Raw genomic sequence first — 12,824 nt, forward strand, 5'->3', positions numbered from 1 at the left:
GAGCGTCCCGGCCTCCGCCGGATGACCGCTTTCTCAAAAGCGAGTGCAAAGTTACGCCCTTTGTCCGTAACCGCCAAATTTTTTCACCACTTTTTTCAACCAAAATCCCAAACAAATCCACAACCACCTGTGAATCAACACCTGCAGAACACAAAAAAAAATCAAGGTCGCCATCCAACGACAACGACCTTAAAAAAACGGTATATAAAGTACTATTACATGACTCCGCGCTCACGAAGGCGAAGCTGCCAAGCCCATGCCGAACGCATCGTGTCCTCAATCGGAGTTTCAGCTTTCCAGCCAAGAACTTCATTTGCATAGGCGGGATTAGCCCACACCTGCTCAATGTCACCGGCACGACGGGGAGCAATCTTATAAGGAACCTTTACGCCCGTAGCACTCTCAAAAGCATTGATAAGCTCCATAACCGACAGACCGTTGCCGGTTCCGAGGTTGAATATCTCAATCTTTTCGGGGCTCTTGTCCTCAAGCATACGCTCTACAGCGATGACATGAGCACGCGCAAGGTCTACAACATCGATGAAGTCACGGATGCAATAACCGTCGCGCGTATTATAGTCATTGCCGAATACGCTAAGCTCCTTGCGCACGCCAATGGCGGTCTGAGTCAAATAAGGGATGAGATTCTGGGGAACTCCGTTAGGCAATTCGCCGATTTCGGCGCTCGGATGAGCTCCAACCGGATTGAAGTAACGAAGGATGATGCTCTTGAAAGGAGCTCCGGCGTTGATTACATCGGTTATAATCTCCTCCGAAATCTGCTTTGTGTTGCCGTAAGGCGAAGTGGCCTTCTTGATGGGAGCGGCTTCGGTCACGGGATTAACATCAGGCTCGCCGTACACTGTACATGACGAAGAGAATACGATGCCCTTTACGCCACGCTCACCCATGAGGTCGAGCAGATTCATGAGCGTGTTAAGATTGTTGCGATAGTAGAGAATAGGCTTCTGCATGGATTCGCCCACGGCCTTGCTTGCAGCAAAATTGATTATTCCCTTGATTCCGGGATATTTGTCAAACAAAGCTGTGAGAGCGACCATATCGGTACAATCTGCCTCTACAAACTCAGGGCGGATGCCGGTAATACGCTCAATCCCGTCAAGGACCTCCTTGTTGGAGTTTGACAGATTATCCACTATAACTACAGGATAGCCCGCTTTCTGGAGCTCAACCACGGTGTGCGAACCAATGTATCCGGTTCCACCCGTAACCAAAATCATATCCTTCTTCATGACTGTGATAGGTATATTATAAAATTGTATAAGTTAATGTCTACATGGTTTATTATTTGGATTGATGCAAAATTAAGAAAATTTCTTATTCACACCAACATTTATCACCCTCATTATACATTGGCGACAATCAAATTCCAACTCAAGGCAGGAGCCGCCGTTACGCAGCGTCAACGGAGAAGGCATTCGCGCCTCACCGTTGTCACGCAGGCAGCATCCGAGTTCCCTGCGCAGACAATAACGCGTAGTCATGACAACGCGATGACCGGGCTTTGACTTACCCACCTCCAACGCCTGCTCGCCCAACTTTGCGCCGTGCTGCTCATAGAAGTCACGCGCCTTGTCGTTGGCCACATTATCATGATAGGAGAGCACTCCGTTGCCGGGGAACTTCGCATCAGGAATCTCATCGCGCCTTCGATCGGCCACGTATCGAATTCGATTGGCCGAATCGAGCATCGAAACCGCACGACGGCGCAGCTCGGCCAATTTTGACACAGGGACAAACAGATTGCCGAGCGAGTCGTCAAGCTCTTTCAATACATATATAGTACCGCCCAACTTTCCGAGGGCATTGCGACGCGCCGCATCCTGGGGAGTATTGGCGGGCTGCATCTCATCCATGTCGAGCGTCACAGCGACACCGTTGCCCCTCTCGTCGTCCACCTTCAGCACTATGCCGCGTGACGAGCGGTTCAACGCCATCGTCACCCCGATACTGCGTGTGGCACTGTCACGGGAAAGCATATCGTCAAATGCCTTGTCGCTGTTGCGATACAGCACTGTGCCGGGTGCGACATCCACTTTCGATGCCGGAAACAACCTATCGCCCTCGGCCCGGTTAAGACGGAACCCCACAAAGCAGTTGCGCGAGTCAAAATACCCCAGTCCGTCACCATTGCTCAACACGCAGTCAAGCGATGCAATCAGACATCCGGGTTTAACCGCCTTGACAACACCAACACGCTCTCCCTGTGACTTAGGCGTATATATTGATGCAATCGACAGCCGGGAATCGGCTCCGTCGATGAAGTAACGCGTGAATCCTCGGTTAAAGCTCTTGTCAAGCTGAGGGGCAAAAGAGTGACGCACCTCGCCAACGGAACTTCTGACATATTTCCCGCCCGATGAGGCAATCACCTCGTTAAGCTTTCTATGATAATGGGCCACTACATTTTTCACGTAGGACGCATCCTTCAGCCTACCCTCTATCTTGAACGATGAAACGCCCGCATCAAGCATACTCTCGATTCGGTCGCTCAGATTAAGGTCACGCAGCGAAAGCAGATGCTGTCCTCGGCGACGACAATTTCCGGCTCCGTCATACAGGTCAAAAGGCAAACGACATATCTGGGCGCACTCTCCCCTGTTGGCGCTGCGTCCTTTAAGCGAATAGCTCGCCTGACAGTCGCCGCTGTAGCTCACACAAAGAGCCCCGTGCACAAACGACTCCAACGGCACATCGACAGCCTCATGAACCGCACGTATTTCATCGAGCGACATCTCGCGAGGCAGCACAATCTGGGAAAATCCCACATCCTGCAGGAACCGGGCCTTTTCAGGAGTGCGGGTGTCGCACTGCGTACTGGCATGCAAAGCAATCGGGGGTAAATCGAGCCTCAGCACGGACATGTCCTGCACAATCACGGCATCAACACCTATACGATATAGATCCTTGATAAGGTTCTCCACGCGATGAAGCTCATCATTATATATAATAGTGTTGACCGTCACGTAGACCTTGGCAAGGAAAGAGTGGGCAAAGTCGACCACTTTAGCTATATCCTCAACCGAATTGCCGGCAGCCGCACGAGCCCCGAATGCATCGGCGCCAATGTACACCGCATCGGCTCCATGCTTTATCGCCTCAATAGCTATATCGGAATTACGGGCCGGTGCAAGAAGCTCTATCTTGCGCAATGGCTTATAAGTCGTCATCTGGATTCAATGTTTTGCCCACAAAGATACAAATAAGCTGAGAGCAAAAAGCAAAATTTATTTTGTTTTTGCCACGCGTGAACAGTCAGGGCTTCCGTAAAGGCATAAAAAAATTACCCGTCATCACGACGAATAATCTTTTTACCTTAAATCTAATACCATGAAAAACTGTTGCAAAGATATGCATTTTTCTATTATAGATAACATATCATATACATAAAATATACGCCTCATTAACACAAATTAACCATATATTCATTAAAGTGGATATGAATCAAATGCATAAAGTACGGTCGACAAATAACGCTCGCCCGTATCGGGCAGCAACACAACAATCGTTTTTCCGCTGTACTCGGGCTTTTTAGCAAGCTTAAGCGCGGCACTGAAAGCGGCACCTGACGAGATGCCCACCAACAATCCCTCACGCTGCGCCAAAATGCGCGAGCCGCGTATCGCATCGTCATCCGACACCGCCATTACACGGTCAACCACTTCGGCATAATAATTCTCGGGGATGAATCCGGCTCCGATTCCTTGAATCTTATGCGGCCCCGGCTTACCGCCCTCAAGCACAGGCGAACCCTCAGGCTCGACGGCCAACACCTCGATTTCACGGTTATGCTTTTTAAGACCTCGTCCGGTTCCGCTTACGGTTCCACCCGTACCTACGGCAGAAACAAACACATCCACCTTGCCATCGGTGTCACGCCAAATCTCCTCGGCGGTAGTATTCTCGTGAGAAGCAGGATTGGCCTTATTGTCAAACTGTTGCAATATAACCGAACCGGGATTCTCATTCTTCAGCTCCATCGCCTTACGTATTGTACCCGACATGCCCTCGGCTCCGGGAGTCAACACGATGGACGCGCCCAATGCTTTGAGCAGGTTGCGTCGCTCGACGCTCATCGTGTCGGGCATCGTCAGCACCAGCTTGTATCCCTTCAGCGAAGCAACCCAGGCAAGTCCTATTCCGGTATTTCCGCTTGTAGGTTCTATAATCAACGCCCCGGGAGTCAGCACACCCCTCTTCTCGGCATCCTCGATCATGTAGTAAGCGGCACGGTCCTTAACGCTGCCACCGGGATTGAACGACTCCACCTTAACGAGCAGACGCGCCTTCAACGCCTCCTCGCGCTCGATGTTGCTCACCTCAAGCAAAGGGGTGTTACCTATCAATTCAATAAGACTTTTGTAGATTCTTTCCATATAGAATATTTAAGTTAAATAAAGATGAATAGATTATTTATGCAAACTAATATGATTTTTCACTAATAAACAAATCCAAAAGCGAAAAATTGCGACCGCCGGCAGATGTTTTATGCCAAAATACTTTTTTATTGCGTTATTTCTTTTAACTTTGTAGTCATTATATACCTAAATAATACATTGTAATCCATGAATGTAGTTGACCGATTTTTGCAATACGTAAAGTTTGACACTCAAAGTGACGAACTTACCAACCTTTGGCCCTCGACTCCGGGGCAGATGATATTCGCCCAACATCTTGAGAAGGAACTTCAGGCAATGGGACTCAAGGAGATATCACTGGACGAAAACGGATACCTTATGGCATCCCTTCCGGCCAACACCGACAAGCCCATTCCCACAATAGGTTTCATCGCACACCTTGACACATCGCCCGACATGTCGGGACATCATGTGACACCCCGCATTGTCACGCAATACAAGGGCGGCAACATAGTTCTTAACGAAGAGAAAAACATCGTGTTGTCACCGCGCGAATTTCCCGAGCTCGACCATTACGTTGGTCAGGACCTCATCGTGACCGACGGCAACACGCTGCTCGGAGCTGATGACAAAGCGGGCATCGCCGAAATCATAACTGCGGTAGATTACCTCATAAAGCATCCCGAAATAAAACACGGAAAGATAAGGATTGCCTTCAATCCCGATGAAGAGATAGGACAAGGCGCCCACAAATTCGATGTCGAGCAGTTTGGCGCCAAATGGGCCTACACCATGGACGGCGGAGAAATCGGCGAACTTGAATATGAGAACTTCAATGCCGCACAGGCCAAGATAACCTTCACAGGCCGCAACGTGCATCCCGGATATGCCAAGCACAAGATGATAAACTCAATCCGCATCGCCAACCAGTTCATGGCCATGCTGCCTCGCTGGGAAACTCCCGAGCACACTGAAGGCTACGAAGGATTCTATCACCTTACATCAATCGAAGGCAACGTGGAGCAGACTACGATTACCTACATCATCCGCGACCACGACCGCGACCGCTTTGAACGCCGCAAAAAGGAGCTTGAGCACCTCGTGAGAAAGGTAAACAACGAGTTCCCCAACAGCACCGCAATCGAAATCAAGGACCAGTACTACAACATGCGCGAAAAAATCGAGCCGGTGAAATTTATCATCGACATCGCCGAAGAGGCCATGCGCAATGTTGATGTAACGCCCCACGTTGTGCCCATACGCGGAGGCACCGACGGAGCCCAGCTGTCGTTCAAGGGTCTGCCCTGCCCCAACATATTCGCAGGCGGCCTGAACTTCCACGGACGCTATGAATACATACCCGTCAAATCGATGGAGAAGGCCACCGATGTCATTGTTGAAATAGCTCGTCTTGTAGCTCAGCGATAAGCTAATGCACGTGTCAACCGACACCCGCCCTACCCTTATAATCATCACCGGACCTACAGGCTCCGGTAAAACCGATTTATCCATAAAGCTGGCGCAAACCCTGAAATGCGACATCATTTCAGCCGATTCGCGCCAGCTTTATCGCGATATTCCCATAGGCACCGCAGCTCCTACACCCGAGCAGCTTGCTGCGGCACGCCACCACTTCATAGGCACCCTCGCCCTTGACGACTACTACAGCGCGGCACGTTACGAAAGCGATGTGATGGAGCTCCTACCGAAGGTGTGGAACGACGACAACATCGCCATAATGTGCGGAGGCTCGATGATGTATATCGATGCCGTGACACGCGGCATCGACCAACTGCCCACCATAAGCGACGACATCCGCCGCCATGCAATGCAACTCTACGAAAGCCAAGGAATAGAAGGAGTTAGAGCCACGTTACGCAACCTCGACCCCGAATATCTGCGCACAGCCGACCCAGCCAACCATCGCCGACTCGTTCATGCCGTGGAAATTTGCCTTGAAGCAGGTGTCCCTTACTCCTCCCTTCGTACAGGCGAAGCCAAGCAGCGGCCGTTCAGCATCATCAAGATGATGATCGATTACGACCGTCCTACGCTCTTTGACCGCATAAACCGTCGCGTCGACAACATGATCGCGGAGGGGCTCATCGAAGAGGCCCGGAGCGTATATCACCTGAAGCACCTTAACTCGCTTAACACAGTAGGCTACAAAGAGTTGTTTGCATTTTTCGACGGCACGATGACCCTTGATGTTGCAGTGCCACGCATCGCCAAGAACACGAGGGTATACGCAAAGAAACAACTCACATGGCTGCAACGCGACCCCGACCTGATAAAACTGAATCCCGAAAGCGCATATAAACAGGCTTTGGAGCTTATAACTTCAAAATTGAAATTGGATATATAGTCATTGTCATGAATCACAACCGTCACATCACACTTCTAATCATCGCCGTCCTCCTCTCTACAGCATCGGCACTCTCCCGCAACCTCACCCTGCACTACGACAAAGCGGCCGAATTTTTTGAGGAAGCACTTGTCATAGGCAACGGGACATTGGGAGCTACGATATACGGAGGCACATCATCCGACCAAATATCCCTCAACGACATAACCCTGTGGAGCGGTGAGCCTGAAAACGGCGTTACAACGCCCGACGCCTATAAAGCGTTGCCCGAAATACGCTCGCTGCTCGACAGCGCAAAATATCGCGAAGCCGACATGGCCAACCGCAAGATTCAGGGACACTACAGCCAAAACTATCAGCCACTCGGCCGATTGCTGATTCAATATGACAACACGAAGGGCATCTCGGGCTATAAGCGTACTCTCGACCTTAACGAAGCGGTCGCCGCTACCCGATACACACGCGACGGCTACAGTTTCAGCACCGAATACCTGGCATCGGCCCCCGACTCGGTGATAGCCCTAAAGATTACCACCGATAATCCCGACGGCATAAAGGCGCGCCTCTATTTTGACTCCCTGCTGCCCCATTCAACTCGGGCACACGGAAATGTCATAGAAGCTGAAGGATATGCCGCCTACCAATCCTATCCCAACTATTACGACGGGCTTAAGGACTCCGACAAGCATCTCTATGACCCGGCCCGAGGCATACACTTCCTCACCGTCATAAAAGCCATAACGCCCGACGGCAAAGGCGTGACCGCCTATCCTACCGGCGACATCAAAATCGACGGGTCTCGCGAAGTCACGATACTGATTACCAATGCTACAAGCTTCAACGGCTTCGACAAAGACCCGGTCAAGGAAGGTCGCGACTACAAAGCGATTGCCAATCGACGCATGGAGCTCGCATCAAAAAAGAGTTACGAAGATATGCGCTCGGCTCACATTGCCGACTATCGCCATTTCTTCGACCGCGTGAACCTCGACCTTGGAGCCACCGATCCACAGATTGCCGCACTCCCCACCGATGTTCAGCTTCGCCGATACACCGAACTCAACGAGCGCAATCCCGAACTCGAAGCGCTCTATTTCCAGTTTGGCCGTTATCTGCTCATATCATGTTCTCGCACACCCGGCGTGCCGGCCAATCTGCAAGGGCTGTGGAACGAGAAGCTGCTTCCTCCGTGGAGCAGCAACTACACAAGCAACATCAATCTACAGGAAAACTACTGGGGTGCCGAAGTCACCAATCTGAGCGAAATGCACGACCCCTTGTTAGGATTCATTGAAAATCTCAGCAAAACCGGCAAGACAACCGCAAGCAACTACTACGGAGTGAATAGGGGGTGGTGTCTTGGACACAACACCGACATCTGGGCCATGACCTGCCCTGTGGGACTAAACGGCGGCGACCCGTCATGGGCTTCATGGAACATGGGCGGCGCATGGGTGGCAACACACATCTGGGAGCGCTACCAGTTCACCAAGGACAAGGAGTTTCTCATGCGTAACTATCCGCTGCTCAAAGGTGCCGCTGAATTCTGCATGGAGTGGCTTATTGAAAAGGACGGCAAGCTGATGACTTCGCCCGGAACCTCTCCCGAAAACAAGTTCATGACACCCGACGGATATGCCGGAGCTACATCCTGCGGCAACACTTCCGACATTGCAATGACCCGCGAGTGCCTGCTCGACGCATTGTCAGCAACACGCGAGCTTGGCATCGACAAGAAATTCGCATCGCAACTGTCGGCCACCCTTTCGCGCCTTCAGCCCTACAAGATAGGACACAACGGCAACCTTCAGGAATGGTATAACGACTGGCCCGACCAGGATCCGCGACACCGTCATCAGTCCCATCTGTTCGGGCTATATCCCGGTCATCACCTGTCGGTCGACGACACTCCCGAACTGGCTGCGGCTGCAGCTCGTACACTTGAAATAAAAGGTGATGAAACAACCGGATGGAGCACCGGTTGGCGTGTCAACCTCTACGCAAGGCTCCGCGACAGCAAAAACGCCTATCACATTTACCGCAAACTGCTTAACTACATATCGCCCGACAACTATCGGGGCAAGGACGCGCGCCGTGGAGGCGGCACCTACCCCAATCTGCTCGACGCTCACTCTCCGTTCCAGATCGACGGCAACTTCGGAGGCAGCGCCGGTGTGGCCGAGATGCTGATCCAGTCAACACCCGAGAGCATAACATTGCTTCCGGCAATACCCGACGACTGGAGCGAGGGTGAAGTAAAAGGATTGTGCGCCCGTGGCGGATTCACGGTCGACTTCGCGTGGAAGGACGGCAAAGTAAAGTCGGCCACAGTCACTTCACGTTCCGGCGGCTCGACAAAGCTGCACTATAACGGAACTACCAGGAAACTACGCTTGAAGCCAGGACAATCCGTCGACATTCACCTTATGTAGTGGGGCATCTTCTCAGGTATCTCCATCGATATTTCAACAAGGCCGGCGACTGAGCCGTTATCGCGCCATGCCGTTTGATATATCATCTTCCTTACGCCCTTCTTGTCGATCGTATAGCAATTGACACCTCCCGTTGCCAGCAGCTCCTTTATTATGGCAACCGAACGCTCATTGTGACATTCCAGCAGATTGCGGCCTATCAAGTCGCCATGCGCCGCAAATGTGGCACGAGCCTTATCGTTCATGTATATTATATTGCAATCGGCATCACACACCGTCACAGCGCAATTCATCGCCTTGGCCCAGTCGGGCAATATTTTCTCACTATTTTCCATTGAAAATGCATTATTTATCAACAATTGACAAATATAGCGAGAATATTCGATGAAAAAGCAACCGATTATTCCATTTTTAATAAGTAATGTCTATATTTGCGTCATTATGGATAATTCAGATTCAATAAAACACCCTTCCGTAACGCCCGAAGAAGCCGTGAAGGAAGCCCGTCATGTAACATGGGTGGGATTTTGGTGCAACGCCGCGCTTGGCACGGCCAAAGTCATCGCAGGCATCGTGGGGCGGTCGGGAGCACTTGTGGCCGATGGTATTCACTCGTTTTCCGACTTCATCACCGATGTGATAGTTTTGGTAATGGTAGGCATTGCGCGTCGACGACCCAACGCACGCTATCAATACGGACACGGCAAATACGAAACATTCGCTACGATGCTCATTGCTGTCGCCTTGATTATAGTAGGTATAGGCATATTCATCGACGGGATAAAGCATGTAATACTCGCCCTGCGAGGCCAAGAGCTCGCAAGGCCGGGATGGATTGCTCTCGCTATATGCTTCGCCTCGATAGTGGTAAAGGAGTGGTTGTTTCGCTACACTCGACGCGTAGGAGTAAGAATCCAGTCAGGGGCCGTCATTGCAAACGCCTGGCATCACAGGTCCGATGCATTTTCTTCAGTAGCTACCCTTGTCGGAGTGGCAGGAGCGATGTTTCTTGGCGAGAACGGACGAATACTCGATCCTATTGCGGCAATGATTGTGGCCGTATTCATAATAATCGTAGGCATAAAAATGGCAATTCCGGCAATAAACGAACTGCTTGAAGTGTCTTTGCCCGAAAAGATGGAAGACCAGATACGACACATAATCGCCGAATCGGAAGGCGTAAGAACCTATCACCATCTACGCACCCGTCGCAACGGATCCAAAATCATAATCGAAGTGCATCTTAAAGTAAACCCCGATATAACAGTGAAACAAGGCCACTCAATAGCAACTGAAGTTGAAAACAAGCTCAAAAACGATTTCGGCAACGATTCCACCATAATAACCACCCACATTGAACCCTACCGAGGAGAAGAGCTCCTCCGCGACGGCTCCTGCGGAGCCTAACCCCGCCACCATAACCTCACGCACAAGCGCATACCCGCGTCCGCAAATCCCCTCCGCTCTCCACATTTATTGGGCGAAATTCGCGGATTATTCGTATATTCGCGGAAGCTATGAAGCATTTGTTACACATATTCATCACCGTCGTGTGCATCGCCGTCGTCGCCGGGTGTGCCGACAACTCGCGTCTGCGCGACGACATCGACCGCGCCGGACGGCTCGCCGACACCTGCCCCGACAGCGCAATCGCGCTCCTCGACTCACTGTCACCCGCCATCAATCAAGCCGACAAGGCAACGCGGATGCGTTACGACCTGATGCTTATAAAGTCACGCGACAAGGCCTACATCGAGCACCGCAACGACTCGATGATAGCCCCCGTGGTCGAGTACTTCACCGGCCACTCCGACCCCGATCTCACACCGCTTGCCCTATATTACGCCGGACGAGTCTACAGCGACCTCGGCGACGCTCCCCGCGCCCTCGACTACTACCAGAAAGCAGTCAACTCCCTCATTTCAAACGATAATGACAGATTAAGAACGTACATATATACCCAAATCGGTGATTTATATTATAGACAAGGTCTTTTTGAATATGCGCTTAACGCTAATAAAAAATCATTGGATTTATCCTATGCGCTAAACGACACATTGTTTATAATTGATGGATTGAAAGAGATAGCTCACACTTACATTAACATGAATCATGAAGATAGCGCATTAATCTGTTATAAGAAAGCATATGAGTTATCACAAAGTATCAATGAAGAGGAATTATCTGGATGTCTACTCTCACAATATGCATATCTTGAAAACTCATTGGGCAATAAAGAGGTAGCCGATTCTCTAATAGAGAAAGCTCTTATGTATGATTATAAAACCGAGAATTTAAAAAGTGTATTATATGCTATAACATCCAAAATTTATATGCAACGGGGCAAATCACAACAAGCATTGCCATATCTATTATGGTTATGTGATAACGGCTCTATATATGCAAAAAGGAATGCTTATAGAAATATTACACTGTATCACATACAAAAAATGCAATGGCATGATGCTTTAAAATACAATAACAAAGCGTTCGATGCGGTTGATTCAATTAGAAAGATAGAGGGTGCTGAAGCTGTAGCTCGTGTAAAGGCAAATTATGACTATTCACTATATAAAATAGAAAACAGCGACTTAAAAGTCAATAATGCGCGCAAAAACAAGATTATAATAATATTGTCAGCTATATCTATATTGATTATGCTCTTTATATTCTTTTGGTGGAAATCAATAAAATTGAAATCACAACACCAAATAGAATTACTTAATAATATGAAATTCTTACATGAGAGCGAAACTGAGAATATTCTCAATGAAAAATTGAAAGTAACGGAAGAATTGCATGCGAAAATAACAAATCTGCTTTTAGAAAACCATTCATATAATGGAAAGTAAATTCATTGACCGACTACATTACCGAATTAGAAAACACATTAAATCAAACCACGGCACAACTGGAAGATTTGACAAGTTCCAAACAAATTTCCGACAATAAATTAATGTCAAGCGAGATTGTTGGGAAGATAAAAAGAAATATTTCGGATAATAATTTCAATCTATCATATAATGAGTGGAAAGCTCTTGAAAAATCCATAATTTCCAATTGTCCTGATTTTTATAAAAAACTGCATCCCGACAGATTCATGAGGGCATTGGAATGGAGAGTGACAATGCTCATAAAGATAGGCATTAGCCCGTCCAACATCAGCAAAATGGTTAATCGCTCAAAAGAAACCGTAACATCTATTAGATCTAGACTATATGCAAAAGTATTCAAAATTGAGAAAGCGTCAGCCCGAGATTGGGACTCATTTATCCGCTCATTATAAATGTATTAATACGTTTTTTGCGCACTTTTTGCGCACTAAAGAATAACATTTTTTGAAAATGCGCACTTTTTGCGCACTAAAAATCTTGGATAGAATAAAGCCTCATTTTATATTTGTGATATAATTTTTAACACTTTATAAAATGAAAACTAGATTTATATCATTAATTATTGCTGCTATATGTTCAATGAATATAATGCTATTAGGAGAAGATATTATTCCTGTATGCACTGAAAATGACCATCCAGATAATAAAAACCTTCCCAAAAGAATGCCGTCAAAACATTCTCCTTATGTCACCATCGATGACAATGATGTGTTACGCGTATATGGCGAATACAGTGATAATGTAACTGTAGTTG

The 12,824-nt window shown here is 48.8% G+C and carries 11 protein-coding genes; 7 read left to right on the forward strand and 4 right to left on the reverse strand.

From position 1 onward, the window contains the following. Positions 1–215: 215 nt before the first annotated feature. The 3 genes from galE to cysK all read right to left on the reverse strand — a co-directional run bounded on the left by galE (position 216) and on the right by cysK (position 4,397). Positions 216–1,253 carry a UDP-glucose 4-epimerase GalE gene (gene galE / locus E5354_RS13980; protein WP_123397266.1) on the reverse strand — a complete coding sequence of 346 codons (1,038 nt, stop codon included), beginning with the start codon at positions 1,251–1,253 and terminating at the stop codon, positions 216–218. Between the two features lie 72 nt (positions 1,254–1,325). Continuing rightward, positions 1,326–3,191, reverse strand: a complete 1,866-nt coding sequence (locus E5354_RS13985) for a peptidase U32 family protein (protein ID WP_135947834.1) — start codon at positions 3,189–3,191, stop codon at positions 1,326–1,328. A gap of 258 nt (positions 3,192–3,449) precedes the next feature. Beyond that, positions 3,450–4,397, reverse strand: a complete 948-nt coding sequence (gene cysK, locus E5354_RS13990; protein WP_135947835.1) for a cysteine synthase A — start codon at positions 4,395–4,397, stop codon at positions 3,450–3,452. A 189-nt stretch (positions 4,398–4,586) separates the two neighbouring features. Here cysK and pepT point away from each other — a divergent pair, with 189 nt between their 5' ends. Genes pepT through E5354_RS14005 form a run of 3 tightly spaced genes read left to right on the forward strand, consistent with a single transcriptional unit; the run spans position 4,587 to position 9,176 of the window. Beyond that, positions 4,587–5,807 (forward strand): peptidase T, encoded by a 1,221-nt coding sequence (gene pepT / locus E5354_RS13995; RefSeq protein WP_123397270.1) that lies wholly within the window; start codon positions 4,587–4,589, stop codon positions 5,805–5,807. 10 nt (positions 5,808–5,817) lie between these two features. Beyond that, a complete protein-coding gene (miaA, locus tag E5354_RS14000; protein WP_246863832.1) occupies positions 5,818–6,744 on the forward strand; it encodes a tRNA (adenosine(37)-N6)-dimethylallyltransferase MiaA in 927 nt (308 codons plus the stop codon). A gap of 8 nt (positions 6,745–6,752) precedes the next feature. Beyond that, complete coding sequence (locus tag E5354_RS14005) at positions 6,753–9,176, forward strand: glycosyl hydrolase family 95 catalytic domain-containing protein (RefSeq protein ID WP_135947837.1); 2,424 nt, start codon at positions 6,753–6,755, stop codon at positions 9,174–9,176. Here E5354_RS14005 and E5354_RS14010 read toward each other — a convergent pair. Then, entirely contained in the window at positions 9,164–9,511 is a 348-nt protein-coding gene (locus E5354_RS14010) for a PAS domain-containing protein (protein ID WP_135947838.1), read from the reverse strand. The genes E5354_RS14005 and E5354_RS14010 overlap by 13 nt on opposite strands. 106 nt (positions 9,512–9,617) lie before the next feature. Between E5354_RS14010 and E5354_RS14015 the strand changes: the two genes are divergently transcribed. The 4 genes from E5354_RS14015 to E5354_RS14030 all read left to right on the forward strand — a co-directional run. Continuing rightward, positions 9,618–10,583 (forward strand): cation diffusion facilitator family transporter, encoded by a 966-nt coding sequence (locus E5354_RS14015; protein ID WP_135947839.1) that lies wholly within the window; start codon positions 9,618–9,620, stop codon positions 10,581–10,583. Positions 10,584–10,882: 299 nt separating this feature from the next. Further along, positions 10,883–12,028, forward strand: a complete 1,146-nt coding sequence (locus tag E5354_RS14020) for a tetratricopeptide repeat protein (protein ID WP_168353915.1) — start codon at positions 10,883–10,885, stop codon at positions 12,026–12,028. Positions 12,029–12,132: 104 nt separating this feature from the next. Next, positions 12,133–12,462 carry a hypothetical protein gene (locus E5354_RS14025; protein ID WP_136419428.1) on the forward strand — a complete coding sequence of 110 codons (330 nt, stop codon included), beginning with the start codon at positions 12,133–12,135 and terminating at the stop codon, positions 12,460–12,462. 142 nt (positions 12,463–12,604) lie between these two features. Beyond that, positions 12,605–12,824: hypothetical protein (locus tag E5354_RS14030; RefSeq protein WP_135947842.1), on the forward strand; the 220-nt coding region annotated here is incomplete at its 3' end.

The organism is Muribaculum sp. NM65_B17 (assembly GCF_004793735.1).
Taxonomy (GTDB): Bacteria; Bacteroidota; Bacteroidia; order Bacteroidales; family Muribaculaceae; genus Muribaculum; species Muribaculum gordoncarteri.

Bases quoted from the DNA above. Each gene is read 5' to 3' on its own strand.
- galE (WP_123397266.1), bottom strand. From the start codon at position 1,253: ATGAAGAAGGATATGATTTTGGTTACGGGTGGAACCGGATACATTGGT.
- E5354_RS13985 (WP_135947834.1), bottom strand. From the start codon at position 3,191: ATGACGACTTATAAGCCATTGCGCAAGATAGAGCTTCTTGCACCGGCC.
- cysK (WP_135947835.1), bottom strand. From the start codon at position 4,397: ATGGAAAGAATCTACAAAAGTCTTATTGAATTGATAGGTAACACCCCT.
- pepT (WP_123397270.1), top strand. From the start codon at position 4,587: ATGAATGTAGTTGACCGATTTTTGCAATACGTAAAGTTTGACACTCAA.
- E5354_RS14005 (WP_135947837.1), top strand. From the start codon at position 6,753: ATGAATCACAACCGTCACATCACACTTCTAATCATCGCCGTCCTCCTC.
- E5354_RS14010 (WP_135947838.1), bottom strand. From the start codon at position 9,511: ATGGAAAATAGTGAGAAAATATTGCCCGACTGGGCCAAGGCGATGAAT.
- E5354_RS14015 (WP_135947839.1), top strand. From the start codon at position 9,618: ATGGATAATTCAGATTCAATAAAACACCCTTCCGTAACGCCCGAAGAA.
- E5354_RS14020 (WP_168353915.1), top strand. From the start codon at position 10,883: ATGCGTTACGACCTGATGCTTATAAAGTCACGCGACAAGGCCTACATC.
- E5354_RS14025 (WP_136419428.1), top strand. From the start codon at position 12,133: ATGTCAAGCGAGATTGTTGGGAAGATAAAAAGAAATATTTCGGATAAT.